Annotated in this window: 13 protein-coding genes; 1 reads left to right on the top strand and 12 read right to left on the bottom strand. The window is 72.5% G+C overall.

Going from position 1 to position 18,988, the window contains the following annotated elements:
- Nucleotides 1-484: 484 nt before the first annotated feature.
- The 6 genes from ACFW3D_RS37145 to ACFW3D_RS37170 all read right to left on the bottom strand — a co-directional run bounded on the left by ACFW3D_RS37145 (nucleotide 485) and on the right by ACFW3D_RS37170 (nucleotide 7,071).
- Entirely contained in the window at nucleotides 485-1,663 is a 1,179-nt protein-coding gene (locus ACFW3D_RS37145) for a phosphodiester glycosidase family protein (RefSeq protein WP_500512238.1), read from the bottom strand.
- A 318-nt stretch (nucleotides 1,664-1,981) separates the two neighbouring features.
- Nucleotides 1,982-3,214 carry a L,D-transpeptidase gene (locus ACFW3D_RS37150; RefSeq protein WP_500512198.1) on the bottom strand — a complete coding sequence of 411 codons (1,233 nt, stop codon included), beginning with the start codon at nucleotides 3,212-3,214 and terminating at the stop codon, nucleotides 1,982-1,984.
- A 26-nt stretch (nucleotides 3,215-3,240) separates the two neighbouring features.
- The gene (locus tag ACFW3D_RS37155) at nucleotides 3,241-4,038 is read right to left on the bottom strand and encodes a hypothetical protein (RefSeq protein ID WP_500512200.1); all 798 of its coding nucleotides are present in this window, start codon (nucleotides 4,036-4,038) and stop codon (nucleotides 3,241-3,243) included.
- A 411-nt stretch (nucleotides 4,039-4,449) separates the two neighbouring features.
- Entirely contained in the window at nucleotides 4,450-5,682 is a 1,233-nt protein-coding gene (locus ACFW3D_RS37160) for a CU044_5270 family protein (protein ID WP_500512202.1), read from the bottom strand.
- Nucleotides 5,679-6,245 (bottom strand): RNA polymerase sigma factor, encoded by a 567-nt coding sequence (locus tag ACFW3D_RS37165; RefSeq protein ID WP_500512204.1) that lies wholly within the window; start codon nucleotides 6,243-6,245, stop codon nucleotides 5,679-5,681. The genes ACFW3D_RS37160 and ACFW3D_RS37165 overlap by 4 nt, the downstream gene beginning before the upstream one ends.
- A gap of 379 nt (nucleotides 6,246-6,624) precedes the next feature.
- Nucleotides 6,625-7,071, bottom strand: a complete 447-nt coding sequence (locus ACFW3D_RS37170; protein ID WP_500512240.1) for a nitroreductase family deazaflavin-dependent oxidoreductase — start codon at nucleotides 7,069-7,071, stop codon at nucleotides 6,625-6,627.
- Nucleotides 7,072-7,336: 265 nt separating this feature from the next.
- On the opposite strand from ACFW3D_RS37170, the gene ACFW3D_RS37175 reads away from it, so the two are divergent.
- Entirely contained in the window at nucleotides 7,337-8,959 is a 1,623-nt protein-coding gene (locus tag ACFW3D_RS37175; RefSeq protein ID WP_500512206.1) for a flavin monoamine oxidase family protein, read from the top strand.
- Between the two features lie 69 nt (nucleotides 8,960-9,028).
- Here the strand turns inward: ACFW3D_RS37175 and ACFW3D_RS37180 are convergent, their stop codons facing one another.
- The 6 genes from ACFW3D_RS37180 to ACFW3D_RS37205 all read right to left on the bottom strand — a co-directional run bounded on the left by ACFW3D_RS37180 (nucleotide 9,029) and on the right by ACFW3D_RS37205 (nucleotide 18,943).
- On the bottom strand, nucleotides 9,029-12,364 hold the full coding sequence (locus tag ACFW3D_RS37180) for a S8 family peptidase (RefSeq protein ID WP_500512208.1): 3,336 nt from the start codon (nucleotides 12,362-12,364) through the stop codon (nucleotides 9,029-9,031).
- Nucleotides 12,365-12,631: 267 nt separating this feature from the next.
- Nucleotides 12,632-13,360 (bottom strand): helix-turn-helix domain-containing protein, encoded by a 729-nt coding sequence (locus ACFW3D_RS37185; protein WP_500512210.1) that lies wholly within the window; start codon nucleotides 13,358-13,360, stop codon nucleotides 12,632-12,634.
- 140 nt (nucleotides 13,361-13,500) lie between these two features.
- The gene (locus ACFW3D_RS37190) at nucleotides 13,501-14,772 is read right to left on the bottom strand and encodes an MDR family MFS transporter (protein WP_500512212.1); all 1,272 of its coding nucleotides are present in this window, start codon (nucleotides 14,770-14,772) and stop codon (nucleotides 13,501-13,503) included.
- Nucleotides 14,769-15,920 carry a PLP-dependent cysteine synthase family protein gene (locus tag ACFW3D_RS37195; protein ID WP_500512214.1) on the bottom strand — a complete coding sequence of 384 codons (1,152 nt, stop codon included), beginning with the start codon at nucleotides 15,918-15,920 and terminating at the stop codon, nucleotides 14,769-14,771. Before ACFW3D_RS37195 ends, ACFW3D_RS37190 begins: the two co-directional genes overlap by 4 nt.
- Before the next feature lie 118 nt (nucleotides 15,921-16,038).
- Nucleotides 16,039-16,482, bottom strand: coding sequence for a hypothetical protein (locus ACFW3D_RS37200; RefSeq protein ID WP_500512216.1), 444 nt, complete (start codon nucleotides 16,480-16,482; stop codon nucleotides 16,039-16,041).
- A 61-nt stretch (nucleotides 16,483-16,543) separates the two neighbouring features.
- Nucleotides 16,544-18,943: a glycoside hydrolase family 65 protein gene (locus ACFW3D_RS37205; RefSeq protein ID WP_500512218.1), complete on the bottom strand. Its 2,400-nt coding sequence runs from the start codon at nucleotides 18,941-18,943 to the stop codon at nucleotides 16,544-16,546.
- Nucleotides 18,944-18,988 lie beyond the last annotated feature (45 nt).

An 18,988-nucleotide genomic window follows, 5' to 3' on the forward strand; every position in this document is an offset into this window, starting at 1 on the left:
CCTGCGCGGAAAGGGCGACGGCTGCGGCGGCGGTCGCGGTGAGCACGGTGACACGTGTGCGACTGGCCTGCTTGGGACGACGGTGGGACGCCACTGGCACGAGCTCCTTATCCCTCCACCGCCATCCGGAATGGACGGCCGACCGGGCGGAAGGTTCGGGGAATTACCTTAATCATCAAATCGCGATCCAATCAAACCCCTGAAGGGAAAAGGCTGTTCAGTCAAACTTCCAAACGGTGTGGCGTAGGTCACACTCCGAAAAGTTGCCTCAATTCCCGGCGAATTTCAGCCGAATCGATGCGGCCCGCGACTAAGATTCACCAATACCTCGGAATTCCTTTCCCGCATTCGCCCGGCGTTGAATGGTGCGGCCTTTCCGGCGGACGGGTTCGGGGCGATGGGAACCGGGGTCCGCGGGAGCGTGACGGCGTCCCCGATCCGGGGGCACCCGGGCGGCGGGGAGGCCACCCGGGTGCGGTCGGGGTCAGTCGCGCGAGAAGAGCCCGATGCCTTCGGGAACCGGGCGCTCGGCCCCACCGGTGGGGTGGTTCCGGACGACCGGCACGCCGGACACGGGGTCACGGGTCACGAGGGTCGAGGAGCCGCCGCCGTCCAGGTTGACACCGTCCTCGGCGCCCACGGCCTGGAAGACGCCCGCGAGTTCGGCGACCGTCAGACCGGCGCCCGCCTCGGCGCTGCCGTCCAGCACCAGGAGGTGAAGCAGCCGGCCGTTGTCGCCGATCGCGGCTCCGGTCCTGGTCGCCACGGCCTTGTTGTCCAGGCCGGCCAGGGGTGTGCCGTCACGCAGGACGGGATAGCCGCCGACCGCGAACCTCAGGCGCTTGCCACTGGTGCTCCGCAGCTTGTCGGAGACGTGGACGCGCTCGCCCGTCCGGAGCGTGCGGAGCTCCGCCGCGCCGGCCTCACGGCCGACCAGGACCACCGTGCCGGGCTCGATGGCGCCGGCGCCGATCGTGTCGGACTCCGAGACCACCCGGCCGTCCCGCACGGTCACCTCGTAGGTGTCCGTGGAGCACGCCGCGGCGCGCAGGGTGTCGGTGCCGCACACGGCGCGCTGCCGCGAAACGTCTCCCCAGTGCGAGTCGAAGGCACCGATCCCGCCCTCCGCGATGGCGTACTGGTTCAGCCCCTCGAGGTCGAACCGCTTGCCCTTCTGGGCCCGGACCGTGCCGTCGAGGGTGAGTTCGTCCAGCCGCACCTTGTGGTCGTAGCCGACGCCGATGACGTCACGCGTCGACGTGCCGGGCGGCAGGCCCGGGCCGAATCGCTGGCCGTTCGGCACGGCCGCCTTGAGCGCCACGCCGTCGGAGATCGCCGGTCCGACCGCGGAGCCGGTCGCCTGGACGCCGGGGTGCTGCGTCTCGTCGATGTTGAAGAAGTCGGCGTTCACCCCGGCCACCGCGCCCTGAGCCGCGGCGAGCTGCGAGAGCTTGGCGCGGGCGGCGACCTTCCCCGGCGAGAGCAGCCCCACCGAGACGTGCCGGTCGCGCAGGTCGGCGGTGACCACATGACCGGTGACCGTGCCGTGCGACGCGGTCACCGAGAAGGACCGGTAGGTGATGCCGGGCGCGACCGTCACGCCGTCCGCCACCCGCACCCGCCCGACGGCGTCGGCCTGGCCGGCCCCCGTGCCGAGCATCATCGTCGCCGTCGTGATCACCGTCGCCGCGGACACTGCTGCCACGCGGACCCGACTCATCGGTCTCGTCATCTGATGTCCTGTCATTTTTGCGTGCGTGCCGCACGAATACTGGCCGGAGTCATCAGAAGGGGCCCGAGGAAAGGGCCGGTAGCAGGTTCCTGACAGGACGACGAATCCTGGCGGACCAGGGACATCGCCGGCGGGCCGCCTTTCCCGGCCCATCGTCGGCCCGTACGGCCGGACTTACCACTGCCGGGGGCGTATGAGGTCACACGTACGCGTGCCGCCCGCGACCGGACCGCCGACCGCCCCGGCCGCCTACGTGAGCGCCGACCCCGCCTTCCACTGCGTCCAGGACATGTTCCAGCCATTGAGGCCGTTGTCGGGAGCGATCGTGTGGTCACGGGAGTGCTTGACGACGACCACGTCACCGATGAGGGAGTTGGCGTAGAACCACGCCGCGTCCTGCCCGGAGTCGCCTCCGCCCCGGACGTCGTTGAGCCCCACGCAGCCGTGGCTCACGTTGGAGTTCCCGAAGACCGAGTCCGGCGCCCAGTAGTTGCCGTGAATGAAGGTGCCGGAGGTGGACAGGCGCATCGCGTGCGGGACGTCGGGGATGTCGTACTCCCCCGCGTAGCCGACCGTGGCGCCGTCCATACGGGTGCTGATGAGCTTCTGGGAGATCACCATCTGCCCGTTGTACGTGGTGCTGCCCGGCGCGCCGGAGGTGATCCGGATCGTGCGAATGGTGTCGCCGTCGCGTTCGACGCGCATGGTGTGCGTGCCGGCGTCGACGGTGGAGACCTGGCGGCGGCCGACGGTGAAGCGGACGGTCTTGTCCTGCGTTCCGTAGGCGTTCGCGGCGCCCTTCACTCCGTCCAGGCGCAGGCTCAGGGTCACCTGGGTGTGCGCCTTCCAGTACGTCTCCGGGCGCAGGTCCAGGCGCTGGTCCCCGAACCAGTGGCCGACGACCTCCTGGCCGCCGTCACTGGTGACGCGTATGCCCCGTTCTACGGCCTCCTTGTCGGTGACCGGCTTGTTGAAGTTCAGCGAGACGGGCATGCCGACGCCGACCGTCGAGCCGTCCTCGGGGGTGAAGGTGCCGATGAGGCGGTCGCCCTTCTCCAGCGTGGTAAAGGACACGCTGCGGTTCTGCGCCTTGCCCGCCTCGTCCGTGGCGCGGACGACGAGACGGTACGAGGTGCCGTAGGCCAGGGCGTCGTCCGGGGACCAGCGGCGGTGGTCGCCTGCGGCGGTGCCGCGTACGGGGTGGCCGGCCGCGGTGGTGAGGGTGACGGAGGAGATCGTGCCGCCGGAGACCTCGACGTCGCCCGCGCTGCCGACGGACGCGTGCTTCTCGCCGTCGGCGGCGCCCGTGGTGAGCTTGAAGGCGGCCGCCGCGGCCTGCGGCCCGGTCGAGGACGCCTTGGCCGAGGGCGTCGCCCCTTGCCCGGCGGGCGCGGTGGCGGGCCGACCGCCCCCACAGGCGGTGAGCACCGACGCCCCGACGACGGCGAGGGCGATCACGGTGAGGCTGGGATGGGACGACACGCTTGCTCCTGTTGGCCGCGGAACTGTCATCGGGCGAGAGAGGCCGCGTCGCCCATGACGACGACGGGGTGGTCGGCGGGGTCCAGCACCCGCAGCAACTGCTTCATGTCCGCCTTGGCGATGCTGACGCAGGCGTGCGTGGGGCCGCCGTGGTCGACGTGGATCCAGATGCCTATACCGCGGTTCGCGCCCATCGGCGCGGCGCCGTTCATCGGCGACGTACCGGGCTGCCGGTTGTAGTTGATGGCGATGACGTAGTCGAAGGAACCGGCGAGAGACTCACCCAGGAAGCCGGTGGCGTCGGTGGAGAACGCGTTGGAGCGGTGGTAGGTCAGCTTGGTGCCGGGGTCCGCCAGGAGTCCGCCTGCGTCGGTGAGACCGAACACCCCGATGGGGCTGTGCAGATCGCCCGCGTAGTGCTCGTCGGTCCAGCCCTTGTAGCCGTTGTGCGCGTCCCACACCGCTCCCGGACGCCAGCCGCCGTCGACGCGCTCGTAGAGCACGACCTTGGACTTCGGGGACTTCTTGCCGGCTCCCGTGACCAGGACGACCTGCCGGGCGTTCGCCGGGATCTGCGACAGGGTCTTGGGGCCGAGTCCCGGCAACCGGTCGGGGTACTGCGGCTTCGGCGGGGCCGTCGTCGGGGGCGCGGCGGGCGCATCGGCCGGCTGCCCGGTCGCCGGCGCCGCGGCGTCCTGGACGACCGCCGCCGTCTCGGGGGCCGGCGTGCGGTTCCCCTCGGGCAGGTGCTGGTAGGCGGCGATGCCGAGCGAGGAGACGACGACGGCGGCGGCCGCGGATATGTAGGGCTTGTGGAGGCGCATGGGCGCAAGCGCTTTCTCTGGAGGACGGAAAGTCGGGGCGAAGTCCCCTGGCGGGGCTCGCGGTCCTTGAGGACCGAGTGGTGTCCGCGGGTGACGCGGCCCGCCCGTCATCGCAGCCCTTGGCGTGGGCGCGGCCCTGGGCTGCGGGGGTGGTCTCACACCCGTTCAACCGGGCGGACTCCAGTTCGGGTTGCCCCGATGTCGGGGACCGCGCCAGGTCGATGGGACCGCGCCGGCCACCTGGGCGGCGGCAGCCCGAAGGAGGGGACGCCGGCCGTCACCCGGGGATCCGCCGCGTCACGCCGGCGGCGGATCCCCGGGCCCGTCAGTCGGCGCCCATGGGGGGGCGAGCGTCGTGGTGCGTGTACTTCCTCCGGGCCGCGCGGCCCGGCTCCGGGTTCAGCTCCGCACTCAGCTGCGGGCGTTCTCCGGGACGGTGATCTGGTGCTCGCCCCAGCTCATCTTGGTGGTCGCGTTGTAGTTCACCGTCGTGCCGGCGCCGAGCCCGGCTTCCTTGGCCCGGGCGGACGGTTCGACCAGTACGAGCACGTCACTGAGCATGGCGCCGGTGGACGGGTCCACGATCAGCCGCTCCCGCGTCGTCCCCAGCGGTCCCCGGTAGGCGATGGGGAAATCTACCCCGACTCCCTCGCGTCCCAGGGGGTCGGTGACCCGCCCGGTGACCCGGACGCCGGGCAGGTCCGCCATCACCCGGTACGCGGCCGCCCGGACGGCGGGCTTCACCGGCATCGTGACGAGGTTGCCCGCCTGGCGCAGCATCCAGGCACTGCGGGCCGAGGTGCCGCTGTCGGCGCCGCTGTCCTGCGCGTACAACCGATCGAGGTGACGGCGGAGTTCCGCGCTGGTGGAGGGCAGTGCGCGCAGGTTTTTGTAGGTGACGTTGTTCGGGCCGACGGCGTAGATCTTGTCGTCGACGTTCGTCCGCATGACCATGGGCCGCCGCCCGGTACCCATGACGGTGACGAGCCTGCCGGTCCCGGACTTCTTCCCGACCTCGAACTCCACCGTGCGGGGCGAGCCCGCGCTCTGCCAGCGGGCCCTGTCGGCCGCGGTCCGGGGCTCGGTCACGGAGTCCAGACCGGAGACCTCCAGGCTTGCGGTTCCGGGACGCACGCCCACCGACCATTCGTCGGTCGACACGCTGCGCACGGCGAAGAGGTTCCCCTCGTCACCGGCGACGTCGACGTTCTCCGAGCGCGTGGTGGTCTGCCAGTACGTTCCCTCGGCGACCGAAGTCTCCGCCTGCCTGGCCGCGCTGAGCAGTTCCATGTGGCCGTCGACGCGCAGGTCCGGGCTCCCGGCCGGCGCGTCCGTTCCGGCGGAGGACGGCGGCTTGGCGGCCGGCCGCCCGGTGGGCTCCTGCCAGTCGAGGGTGCTCACGACGACCACGGACGCGGCGACGGCCGCGAGCGCCGCGGCTCCCAGGGGGCGGAACGCGTTCCTCCGACGCGGTGCGAGGAAGCGCGCCGCACGGCCGTCCGTCGCTCCGGCGACGATGCGCGCCAGGTCCTGCCGCTGCCGCACCGGGTCCACCAGCCGGGACGGGTCCAGCTCGTCGGGCCGGGCGTCCGCGAGCACCTTCAGGACGTCGGGCCGCCCGGACGGCTGGTCTGTGTTCTTCACGCGGGTGCTCCTTCGCGGTGCGCGGGATACGGGTTCTCTGCGGGAGGTGCGGACGCCGGCTGCGCCGCGGGAGCCGCTTCCAGGGCCTTCTCCAGTCGGCGGCGGGCCCGGTACAGCCGGACGGTGAGCGTCGCTGTGGTGCAGTCCAGGACCTGCGCGGCCTCCTTGGCGCTCAGGCCGTGCCAGGCGATCAGCGTGAGCAGTTCCCGGTCGGCCTCCGGCAGGCCGGCGAGGGCCTGGAGCGCGTCGTGCCGGCCGGTGACCTCCGCCGCGACGTCGCCGGAGTCGGTGGGGGCGCCGCTGCTGATGCGTCGCGCCTCCTCGGCGGCGAGGAGGTACTGGTGGGCGTCCCTGCGGCGCAGTTCGCGCACCAGGTTGCGGGCCACGCCCAGGAGCCACGGCAGTGCCGGGTGCGGGACGTCCCGCACCCGCCGCCAGGCGACGGTGAACGTCTCGCTGGTGATGTCCTCCCCTACCTGCCGTCCGACCAGGCTGGTGGCGTAGGCAAGGACCCGCGGATAGCACTCCTCGTAGACGTCCCGGAACCGTTCGGCATGTGTCACGCGCCGTCCCCTCATCTCGCACTCTCACCATGCAATGAGCGCGGCGGCCCGTTTCTTACATCCCGGAGCGGAATTCCCTGCGGATGTGGTCCACATCACGTCGGGACGCCGAGCCCCAACCTGCCGCCGAGGAGGACGGCCCGCGGGCTTTCCCGCACCGCGCACACGCGTCGCAGGGGATCGCCCGGGCCGAACCGGGCGGGGCCGTCTCGCTCGGCCCAAAGGCCCACGACGAACCGGCGGCACACGGTGACCGGTCTGGCGCCTTTCGTGACGGCCGGTGCGTACGAGGGCCTTCCCGCTCGACAGGCGCACCGGCCGAACCGACACGACGGCCGCCGCCCCTGCGCGTGGGGCGGCGGCCGTCGCGGTGAACAGGTCAGTGCGGTGCTGCCGCCGGCTCCAGCACGAAGACCGGGATCTCACGGTCGGTGTTCTTCTGGTACTCCGCGTAGTCGGGCCACGCCTCCACCGCGCGGTCCCACCACTCGGCCCGCTCGTCGCCCGTGGCCTCCCGGGCCGTCATGTCCCGGCGCACGGGTCCGTCCTGCACTTCCACCCGGGGGTCGGCGACCAGGTTGTGGTACCAGACCGGGTGCTTGGGGGCTCCGCCGCTGGACGCCACGACCGCGTAGCGGCCGTCGTGCTCCACGCGCATGAGCGGCGTCTTGCGGATCCTGCCGGACCTGGCGCCCAGCGACGTCAGCACGATCACCGGCCTGCCGCGCAGCGTGGTCCCGTCGGTCCCTCCGGAGCCCTCGTACAGCTCCACCTGGTCCCGGACCCACTTCTCGGGGCTCGGCTGGTACTCACCCACCAAAGGCACGTCGTTCTCCCATCTCGCCATGCGGCATCACCAACCCCAACATCCTCACCCACCCTCCGCCTTCCCGGCGGCAACCCCGCTACGCGCCGCCGGTCCCACCGCCGATCACCCGTTCGGCGTCCCGCCCGGCGTCCGCGCCCCTGTTTCGCGTCCGTTCACACGCGCGGCGCACGCGAAATCGGTCTGTCATGTCTCGGCCACACCATCCGTAACAGGCCGCCTCCAAGATCGGCGTGCACACCGGCAGATCGAGAGAGGGCGACTCATGACGCAGGGGCAGCCAACAGGACTCGACCGCAGGGGATTTCTGCGCGCCGTCGGCATCACCGGCGGTGCCGGGGCGATGTTCGCCACCATGGGCGCGCTCGGGCTCGCGCCGACCGCCGAGGCGGCCGGGCGCGGCGCCGACTTCCGCGCGCCGAGCGCGGCCGACTTCCATCTCACCGGACGCAGGGCGGGCAAGGTCGTCGTCCTGGGCGCGGGGATCGCGGGGCTGACGGCCGCGTACGAACTGGGCAAGGCCGGGTACGACTGTACGGTCCTGGAGCCGCGCGACCGGCCCGGCGGCCGCAACTACACCGTGCGCGGCGGGGACAGCCACACCGACCTCGACGGACGTACCCAGACCGCCCGGTTCTCCCAGGGCCAGTACCTCAACGCCGGGCCGGCCCGGCTGGCCCAGTGGATGGTCACCCTCGACTACTGCCGTGAACTCGGCGTCCCCATCGAGGTCTTCACCAACGCCAACGCCGACGCGTACATCTACCACGAGTCGGCCGGCATGCGCCCGGGGCAGCCGGTGCGGTACCGCACCGCCAAGGCGGACACCTTCGGGTACGTCAGCGAACTCCTCGCCAAGGCGACCGACCAGGGCGCGCTGGACCAGGAGCTGACCGCCCAGGACAAGGAGCGGCTGCTGTCGTTCCTGGAGGGCTTCGGCGAGATCGGCGGACGTGCCGAGGGATGGGCGTACAGCGGCGGCGCGAACCGCGGCTACAGCACCTGGCCCGGCGCCGCCGGCACCCCCGGCAGCCTGCTCGGAGACCTGCCCACGGCCTCCGAGGTCTTCGCCTCGGGCGTCGGGCGGCACTTCGCGTTCGAGTTGGAGTTCGACCAGGCGATGCTGATGTTCCAGCCGGTCGGCGGCATGGACCGGATACCCCGGGCGTTCGCCCGCGCCATCGGCGATCACCGGATCCGGTACGGCTGCCAGGCCGCCTCCCTGGTCCAGTCGGCCGACGGCGTCACCGTCGGCTACACCGACCCCACGGGACGGCAGCGGCAGATCGAGGCGGACTACTGCGTCGCGGCCATGCCGCCGCACCTGCTCGCCAAGCTGCCGCACAACCTCGGCTCCGACGTGCAGACCGCGCTCACCACCATCCGTCCCTCGTCGGCCGGCAAGATCGGCCTGGAGTACCGCAGCCGCTGGTGGGAGACCGACCACCGCATCTACGGCGGCATCACCGAGACCGACCTGGACCTGTCCCACATCTGGTACCCGTCCTACGGTCACCACGGCGAGCGCGGTGTCGTCGTCGGCTACTACAACACCGGGGCCAACGCCGACGCCTACGCCGCGCTGACCCCGGCCGCGCGCGAGGCCCGCGCCGTCATGCAGGGCGTGAAGATCCACGGTGAGAAGTACCGCAGCGAACTGGCGAGTTCGTTCTCCATCGCCTGGAAGCGGGTCCGCCACCTGGAAGGCGCCTGGCACAGCATCCCCGGTGGCACCGACGCCACCGTCTACCGGGCTCTCAACGAGCCGACCGGACGCGTCCTGTACGCCGGCGACTGGCTGTCGTACATGGACGCCTGGCAGCACGGCGCCATCCTCTCCGCCCGCAAGGCCGTCACCGCGCTGCACAGCCGCGCCCTCAAGGCCTGACCGCCCGTCGCCACGGGACGGGGCGCCCGGCCGGGGAGACCCGGCCGAGCGCCCCTCCGCCGCTCGGGTCTACTTCGTCAGGTAGGCGTCGACGATCGACTCGGTGACGGTGTTGCCCTGGCGGTCGGCCGCCTCCGCCTTGAACGAGACGCTGCCGCCCGCCCGGGGGTTGGTGACCTCGGCCCGGCCGTCGCGGACCGTCGTCCGCTGCCAGTGGGCGCCCTTGTCGTAGGAGACCCACACCTTGAGGAACTTGAGGTTCCGTCCCTCGGCGGAGCCCTCGACGACGACCGGTACCCGTACCTTGGCGCGCGCCTTGCCCGTGCTGTCCAGGGACAGCGCGGGGGTGAAGCGCACGACGGAGGTGGGGATCTCGGTGACGCCCTCCGCGTAGGCGGAGGAGAACGTCCAGGAGGCCGTCATGCTCGTGGAGACGTCGGCCACCCCGCCGCGGGTCAGGGAAGCGGTGAGCCGGTAGTCGGCGCGCTCGTCGTCCGCCACGAAGAAGTAGTCGAAGGGGTAGATGCTCCGGTAGACGAGTTCGCCGTCGCGGTGCAGGGTCGTCAGCGCGGTCTCGTAGGGCGCGTTGTTGTCGCCGGCGTTGCCGCTGCCGTCGGAGAGCAGCGGGATCCTGCCGAGCAGCGCCTCGCCGTTGCGGAGCAGACCCGCGCCCTCGGGCAGGGACGGGCCGAAGACGCCCACGTTGAACACCTGCTCGTAGGAGCGCCCGGGCTTGAACGTACGGACCGGGGCCTCGTAGCCGGTCTCGTAGGAGTCGGCGGCGTCGACTTGGGAGAACAGCAGGTCGAACGGGATGTCCGGGGACAGCAGGTGGAGGCTTCCGGTGTAGGGAAGCGGGCGCTCGATGCCGAGGCCGGAGCCGTAGCCGTCCGTGGCCGGGGTGACGAAGCCGGTCTTGCCCTTGCCCGGGGCCCCGAGCCTCAGCTTGACGTCGGCGAATTCCCTGGCCTTGGTGTGGTGGGTGAAGCCGGTCAGGTACCTGTCGCCCTGGGGGTGGTAGACCATGGTGTAGTCGTCGTGACCCTGGACGCCGGTGGAGAAGCTGAGCGCGAGCTGCTGGGTCGGCTTGTCCTCGGGGTTCACCGCCGGGCCGACGTGTGCCGTGCGGAGCTGCGCGAAGGAGCCCGTGAAGAGCGCGTACCGGATCTCGTAGCCGTCGGCCGTCTTGAGCCCCGTGCTGGCGTAGCCCCAGACCTGCTGGGCGGCGTGGTCTGGCACGGTGACGTCGATCGCCTTGGCGGCGCGGGCGTCCAACGTCACCGTGGTGTCCTTGGTGACGTCGAGGTTGGGCTGGTGGAGCCAGTCCGCGCCCTGGGCGGCCGTGCCGTCCGGGTCCACGCGGATGAAGCCGTCCAGGAAGTAACGGCCCTTGGGCACGCGCAGCGAGTACGAGTCACCGGACAGGAAGACGCTGTTGCCCTTCAGGGGGCCCGTGATGCCCTGCAGGGAAGCGTCCCAGGAAACCGCGGGCTTGCCGTTGCGGTCGAGGGTCTTCACCGTGACGGTGTACATCTCCGACTCGCGGTCCACGGCGACGGCGGTGCCGACGGTCTGCCCGTCGCCGGTGGCGGTGATCCGTCCCGTGAAGGCACCGGTCGTGTCGCCGCCGAGGCGGGTGTCGGCGGTGACCTTCACGGTCGCCTCGCCGTGCGCCGGGACGGTGACCTGGTCGTCCGCGGTGAACATCCCGCCGGGCGCGGGGTTTCCGTCCGGTCCGGTGGCGTCCACGGTCAGCTTCAGGGTGACCGGGGAGTCGCCCGAGTTGCGGTAGGTGAGGTTCTTCGTCAGCGGCTGGTCGTCGGTGTGCGGCCACTGCGCGACACCGTACGAGAGCGACGTCTCGCGGGCGACGACGGTCTGCTTGATCGCGTTGCGCAGGTCGACCCGGCCCGAGCCCTGCTCGAAGGCCGTGTACCCGCCGGGCGTCGTCGAGGAGACCAGCGCGTCCTTGATGTCGTCGCCGCTCCAGTCGGGGTGCTGCTGGGCGAGGATGGCGGCGGCGCCTGCGACGTGCGGGGTGGCCATCGAGGTGCCGTTGAGGGCGATGTAGCCGTCCGCGACGGAGGGGGCGACCGTGCTCAGGTAGCTGTCGTGCGCGGCCGCGGCCCCGATGGCCACACCCGGCGCCGTCAGATCCGGCTTGATGCCGCCGTCGCCGACGCGCGGGCCGGTGCTGGAGAAGGAGGCCAGCTTGTCCTGCTTGTCGACCGCGCCAACGGTCAGGGCGGCGTCGGCGCTGCCCGGCGAACCGACCGTTGCGGGTCCCTGCTCGCCGTTGTTGCCCGCCGCGATGACGAAGAGGGCTCCGCTCTCGGCCGACAGCCTGTTGACGGCCGCCTCGGCCGGATCGATCTCCGGGGAGTCGTAGGTGCCGAGGCTGAGGTTGACGATGTCCGCCTTCTCGGCGACCGCCCACTCCATGCCCGCGATGATCTGGGACATGCTGCCGCTGCCGCTGTCGCCGAGGACCTTGCCGTTGAGCAGGCGCGCTCCCGGCGCCACACCCTTGTACGTGCCACCGGACTTCGCGCCGGTACCGGCCGTGATCGACGCGACATGCGTGCCGTGACCGAAATGGTCATCGGTGTCCGGCGAGTCGGAGAAGTTCTGCGCGGCGACGACCTGCCCGGCCAGATCGGGATGGGAGGTGTCGACGCCCGTGTCGAGAACGGCAACACGCGTCCCCGTGCCGTCGAACCCGGCCGCCCACGCCTCGGGGCCACCGATCTGCGGAACGCTCTTGTCCAGGCTCGCCTGGACCACGCTGTCCAGCCACACCGAGGCGACACCCGGCGCGACGGTGCGCTTCATCGCGTCACCTGACGCGCCGGTCAGCGCGGACCACAGCGCCGCGGAACCGTCCGCAGGCGCGGCAACCGCATCGGCGTCGATACTGCTCAACGTCCGCACCACGTCGGCATCGCCGGCCGAACGCAACGCGGTCCGTGCGGCCGGCCGGGCAGCGTCGTACATCACGATGAGCCGCAGGTCCTTGCGCTGCGCGTAGGCCGGCGTGCTCAGGGTGGTGATGTCGAACAGCCGCCGGTCCACCCGCCCACTCTCGACGAGGCCCCGGGCGTCGTCGGGCACCGCGTACGTGTGCCCGTCGCGGGTCTCCACCCGGATGGGTATGTCCTCCCGGCCCTTGGCGGAACGCGCGGCAACGATGTCGCCCTTGCCGTTCACCGCGACGCGGTCACCGGTGATCAGCGGGATCCACCGATGCCCCGGCCCGGTCGGGGCGTGGGTGGACACCTGGGTGGGCCCGGCGGGCACGTTCGTGGGGGTGGGGCCCGCGAGTGCCGCGGACGGGGTGACGGCCACCAGCAGCATGCCGAGCCCCACCGCCGTGCCGAACGCAGGTCTTATGGACGTGAGTTTCACGGTTTCCTCTCGCTTGGCCACCCATGGCCGACTCATGGATCGCACGGTTCGGTTGGGTGGCTCCAACACGCAGGCAATGTCTAGCGGATACGTGTTTCATCAAGCAAGCATTTTGGGTACATGAGTCATTGACCCGCCGTTCGCGGATGCGTCATGATCGCGGGGTAGGCGGTCGTCTGCCGTGACCTGCTGGTTCTCCCCGTCCGTCGCCCCGCGGGAGTGCCCCGCGGACGCGGTCCGCGGGGGCGCCGGGACGCGCCCGTGGCGCTATCCGGTGTGTCCCAGCCCCTGATCCCCGGCCTGCGACAGGGACCGGATGGCGCGGCCGCTCACCTCGGCCGGCAGGACGCGGATCCACAGCGTGCGTTTCCCCCCGGCCCAGGGCTCGGACCCGGGCCGTCGGCCGAGGGCTTCCGCGGCCGCGCTGTCGGTGACAGGCTCGGCGGTGCCCGTCACCAGGACGCTCCAGCCGACACGGCGGTCCTCGTCGACGAAGTCGGTCTCGAAGGCGAGCTTCGTACCGGATGCGACGGCCGCAGCACCGGCCGGATCCGTCCGGTAGACGACCGTTCGCCCGTCCACCAGGAAGTTGACGGGCACCAGTACCGGAGCCTCGTCCCCCGTACCTGCCGTGTGGGCGACGCGGCCGATGCCGTGCGTGCCCAGCCGTTCCCAGCACTCGCCCACGGACAGGCGCCGCAGCACCGGCCGGGCGGCCGGGCCGCCGCGTCCCGGCGGAGCCTCGCGGGAGCCCGTGGCCAGGTCCTCGTACGCCACCCCCAGCACATGGGCGACCCGCCTCAACGCGGCGGCGTCGAACCCGGGGCCCAGCTCCTCGACCTGCCGCAGGTAGGCCGTCGACATGCCGGCCCTGGTGGCCAGCTCCTCGCGGGACATGCCCAGCTGCTCCCGCCGCACAGCGACACGGCCGGCCACGTCCTCGCCGTTCGAGGAGCCTCCGCCCGCCGGGCCGGCCTGGTCCGGACCACCCTGCACAGCCGCTCACCTCCCGCGTCGCGTCTCCCTTCAGCGCAGCAGACCCTCCGGCCGACCGCCAGTCCAGAGCCGGCGGACCCCGGGACCGCCCCCGGCCGGCAACGCCGGGCAGGCGTCGCCGGCCGGGGACCGGGCCGGCGTCAGGCAAGGGCCGGTTCGCGCGCGACCGCGGAAAGGCCCCCGGCGCGGGACAGCAGGTGGACGCAGGCGGCGCACAGCAGCCCGGTCGCGCTCAGGGCCAGCCAGGGCAGCCACGGCTTGTGGCTGTCGCCCGCGACGTCCCAGACGGCGCCGGTGGCGAGGTTGCCCAAGGTGATGCCCAGGCCGGAGACGGTGTTGTACCAGCCGTAGTGCGTGGCGACCAGGCGTTCCCCGGACAGGGTGACGATGGTGTCCATCTCGAAGGGGTAGACCACCGCGCTGCCCACGGCCAGCACCGCGACGGCGGTCACGAGCAGGGCCACCGCCACGACGGCGTCGAAGGTCCCGCCGGACGGGTCGGGACTCGCGGCGAGGGGGACGAAGGCCAGGCCCATGAGGAGGATCCCGCCGACGATCGCCCGCGGTCCGCTCCAGCGGGCGCGGACCCAGCCGGTGAGGCGCAGCTGGCCGAGGACCGCCACGACGGCCGAGACGATGAACAGACCGCTGGTGACGGCCTGTCCGCCGCTGCCGAGGAGTTTGTGGGCCTGCAGCGGCAGGGCCAGGTAGACCTGGAAGGACAGCACGTACGAGCCGATCATGGCCAGCGAGAACAGCATGAACGGCCGGTTGCCCAGCACCTGCCGCCAGGAGCCGAGGACACCGGCCGCCACGCCGGGACCGGTGGCGTGTGCCGGCCGCCGGTCGGGCAGGGCCCGGCACTGCAGGACGGTGAGCACCGCGAAGACGGCCGCGGCCGTCATGCAGACGGCGCGGAAGTCCAGGGCGAGCAGAGCCAGGCCGACCAGCGGGCCGATCAGCACGCCCGCCTGGTAGAAAACGTTGAACAAGGCGAAGCCCTCAACCCGTCGCTCGCCGGCCTCCACGGCCAGGTAGGCGCGGACCGCGGGGTTGAACAGCGCGCCGGCGAACCCCGCGGCGGCCGAGGCGGCGACCAGCGCGGGCAGGGAGTCGACCAGGCCCAGCAGCGCGAAGCCGAAGGTGCGCAGGGTGCAGCCGATGACGATGGGCGTCTTGTATCCGAAGCGGTCCGCGATGGTGCCGCCGAGCACGAACATGCCCTGCTGGGAGAAGTTCCGTACGCCCAGGACGAGCCCGACGGCCCAGGCGGCCAGGCCGAGGCCGCCCGCGAGGTGGTCGGCGAGGTAGGGCATGAGCATGTAGAAGCCCAGGTTGATGGCGAACTGGTTGGCCATCAGCAGCCGGGCCGGGGTGTCGAAGGAGCGGACCTCCCGCCACAGGCCCTTCACCGGGCGGCCTCGAAGGACGTGCCGTCGAGCCGGCCGTCCGGCCCCTCGGCCAGCGGGTCCCGGACGGTGGTGCAGCGGGTCCATCGGTCGACCACGGCCTCGCCCGGGTGGGCGATCTCCTCGGGCTCCTCGGACGGTTCGTGGTGCAGCAGGCCGTGCTCCCGGCAGTAGGGGTCGTCGAAGACGGTGCCGACGTAGCGTTGCGGGCCGTCGGGGAAGACCGTCACGATCCGGGTCTCGGCGGGCAGTGTCCGGGCCAGCCAGCGGGAGACCAGGGCGACCGCGCCGACGCTCCAGCCGCCGGTGGCGTAGTGGTCGCGGGCGAGGCGCCGGCAGGCCCAGACCGCTTCCCCGGCGGCCACCCAGTGCACCTCGTCGAAGGCCGGGTAGTCGACGTTGCGGGGGTGGATGCTGCTGCCCAGACCGCGCATGAGCCGGGCGGAGGGGGGCTGACCGAAGATCGTCGACCCGGTGGTGTCGACGCCGACCAGCCGCAGGTGCGGGAAGAACGCGCGCAGCGGGCCGCTGACCCCGGCCGAGTGTCCCCCCGTGCCGACGCTCGCGACCAGGACGTCGATGCGGCCGAGCTGAGCGACGAGTTCGTGGGCGAGGACGGCGTAGGCGGCGACGTTGTCCGGGTTGTGGTACTGGTCCGGGCACCAGGCCGTCGGGTCGTCGGCCAGGAGTTCCCGCACCCTGTCGCGGCGGGCCTGCTGCCAGCCGCCCACGGGGTGCGGTGCGGTGACGACCTCGACGGTCGCCCCGTAGGCGGTGAGCAGGGCGACCAGGGGCGGTTCCATGCCGGGGTCGGTGACCACCGTGACCGCGTGCCCGTGCACGGCCCCAGCGAGGGCCAGCCCGAGGCCGAGCGTACCGCTGGTCGACTCCACGATCCGCGCGCCGGGGAGGAGTTCGCCGCGGGCACGGGCGGCCTCGATCATGTACAGCGCGGAACGGTCCTTGATGCCGCCGGGGTTGAAGCCCTCGAGCTTGGCCCAGAAGCCGCGGCCGCCGGGGACGAAGGGCGATCCGACCCACAGCACGGGTGTGTTGCCGACCAGCCCGGCCGGGGTGCGGCGCGGGGGCGCGGTACCGGCCGGGAGTTCGGCCGGGGAGGTGGGCGTGCCGGAGTGAGGGAGGGTGCTCATACGTGTTTCTCCTGCGGCCGTCGCCGTGGCGCGGCCGCTGCTCGTACGGATCCTGGGGGCGCGTTCGGCCGTGCCCGTCGCATCGTGGGGGTGCGGGCGGGGCGGGGCCGGGGCCCTGTCAGGTCCGCGATACGCAGAGCAGGCTCAGGGTTCCGGGGCCGGAGCGTACGGCCGCGCAAGGACGCCCGACGGCGCCGCGGGGCGCGGCCCGGGCCGGATGGACCGCGGGTGCCGGCGCCGGCGGTGCGCCCTCGGGGTCGGGAGCCGCCGGAGCCCCGGCGGGCCTGGGGCGGGGATCGGGGAGCCGGTCGAGGGCGACTCCGCACAGCGCGTGGTGGTCGTTCTGGGGCCTGCCGCCGCGGGCGACGTCCTGGCCCGCGGGCACGTCGTCGCCCCCGGGCCGGCAGAGCGCGGTGGCGGACGGGGCGGCGGCGAGGGTGTCGCTGCCCGCGCGGTCCGGTCCGTGGGCGCAGGCCACCAGGTGGATGCCGGTGAACACGAGCGTGGCCAGGAGCAGGAGCACTCCGCGCAGGGAGACGCGCTGACCCGCTCGCCACATCATGTGGCTCACAGTAGTCGATCAGTCGCCGTACACAGCGGACGGCCCGCGCCACGGAGCCGTGTCACCGGGCCGGCAGGTCGAGCAGCCGGAAGCGGCCCGGTGGGACGGACCAGGTCCGGCCGCCGACGCGGACCCGGACGGGCGCGGCCGCCGAGGCGGGCACGGCGACGCTGACGCGGTCCCCGTCCACGTGGATGCGCACCCCCCAGTGAGCCCGGTAGCGCAGCGTGAAGGCGAACCGCGACAACTGCGGCAGCGGTACCGGATCGAGCCACAGGGCGTCCTCGCGGGCCTCCAGGCCGGTCAGGCCGCGCTGTACGAGGTCGAGGGTGCCGGCCATGGCGCCGAGGTGGATGCCTTCCTCCGTGGTGCCGCCCTGGAGGTCGGTGACGTCGCCCAGCAGGGCCTCCTCCGCGCAGGACCACGCGTCGGCACGGTCGGCCCGGGCCAGCACCCAGGCGTGCACCAGTCCGCTGAGGGTGGACCCGTGGCTGGTACGCCGCAGGTAGTAGTCGACCGTCGACCGCCACGTGCCGTCGTCCAGCGGGTACCCCAGGCGACCGAAGACGCGCTGCAGTTCCGTGGGCGGGAACAGGTAGCCCAGCATGAGCACGTCGGCCTGCTTGGACGCCCGGTAGCGGTTGACGGAGTCCCCCTCGGCCTCCAGGATCCGGTCCAGCCGGCGGATGTCCCCGTACCGGGCGCGGCAGGCTTCCCAGTCCAGTTCCTCCAGCTCGCCGTAGCCGGCGAACTGGCTGATGACACCGGCGTGGCGGGGGACGTACAACTTGCGCGAGACGTCCTCCCAGCGGTCCGTCTCCGCCGGCCCGAGGCCCGTGCGCTCGCGGAGTTCGTCGCGGCGCGGCGCCGGGAGGGTGCGCCACAGCTCCAGGGTCCGGTCCAGCACCCAGGCGGCGGTGACGTTGGTGTACGTGTTGTCGTCGACGCCGGGCGTCGCGGAGCCGGGGTAGGCGTCGTGGTACTCGTCGGGTCCGACGACGCCGCGGATGCGGTAGCGGCCGCCGGTGTCGCAGTCGGGGTCCCAGGAGGCGAGGCAGGCCCAGAAGCGGGCGATCTGCAGCAGCATCTCGGCGCCCTTGGTGTACAGGAACTCCGTGTCGCCGGTGGCTTGTCCGTACCGCCAGACGTTGTAGGCCACGGCGGAGCCGACGTGGTGCTGGAGCCGGGTGTGGTCGGGCAGCCAGCGTCCCGAGCGCGGGTTGAGGTGCAGGGTCTGGGTCTCCTCGCGTCCGTCGCTGCCGCTCTGCCACGGGTACATCGCGCCGGTGCAACCCGCCTCCTCGGCCGCCCGGCACGCCTCCTCCAGCCGGCGGTGGCGGTACTCCAGCAGTGCCCGGGACACCTCGGGGAAGTGCAGGTCGAGGTAGGGCAGGACGAACAGCTCGTCCCAGAAGACGTGGCCGCGGTAGGCCTCTCCGTGCAGTCCTCTGGCGGGCACGCCCACGTCCAGTTCGGCGGTGTGCGGGGAGAGGGTCTGCAGGACGTGGAAGGCGTGCAGCCGCAGGATCCGTCCGGCTTCGCCGGGGACGTCCAGGCCGGCGCGGCGCCACAGCCGCTCCCACGCGGCGCAGTGCGAGTCGAGGAGACCGGCGAAGTCCGGGGCCCGTTCCACGCGGTCGAGCGCGGCGTGCAGCGGGTCACTGATCGCCCGGTCGCGGGACGTGTGCAGGGCGACGGTCTTCTCGACGACGGCCGGCCGGTCCGGCCCCACCGGAACGGTCAGCCGGTGGACCGCGGTGCGCTCCCCCGCCTCCAGTGACCGGGCCGCCGCGGGGTGCGGTGTGGTGCGTGTGCGGGCGGCGAGCGCGACGCCGATGTCGGAGGAGGTCGTCCGGCACCGCAGCCAGACCGTTTCGGGTTCCGAGGTCCCGGTCCGGGTCCCGGTGAGGTGACGGCCGTTCAGGTCCCGGTAGCGGGCGACGCCCGCGTTGCCGACGTCGCCGTCGAGCGCGGACTCCACCTCCAGGTCCCCGGACCAGTCGCCCTCGGCGCGGAAGACGGTGCGCAGGGCGGCGAGGTGCGGGTCGTGCATGTGCACCAGCCGGGTCTGCTCGACGGCGAGGATCCGCCCGCGCGGGTCGCGCAGCCGGAAGGTCCGGGCCAGGGTGGCGTGTTGGAGGTCGAGGTCCTGCCGGTGCTCCAGCAGTGAGCCGTCGTCGGGGGTGAACCAGGACCCGCCGTCCCGGAGCCTGAACCGCAGCGGCAGCCAGTTGGGCAGGTTGACCACGTCCTCGTTCCGGACCTTCCGCCCGGCGACGGTGGAGTGGAGCCGGTTGTAGCAGCCTGCGGCGTAGGTGCCGGGGTAGTGGTGGGGACCGGCGACGGTCTCCGGGGCGGCGCCCCGGGTGGCGAAGTAGCCGTTGCCCAGGGTGCACAGTGCCTCGCGCAGGCGTTCCCGGTCGGGGTCGTAGCCCTCGTACGACCAGGTCCACTCCCCCATCGTCGTCCCTCTCCGGGCTCCGGCGGCCGGGGTCCTCGCGTCCAG

It is taken from the genome of Streptomyces sp. NPDC058864, assembly GCF_042742985.1.
Lineage (GTDB): Bacteria > Actinomycetota > Actinomycetes > Streptomycetales > Streptomycetaceae > Actinacidiphila.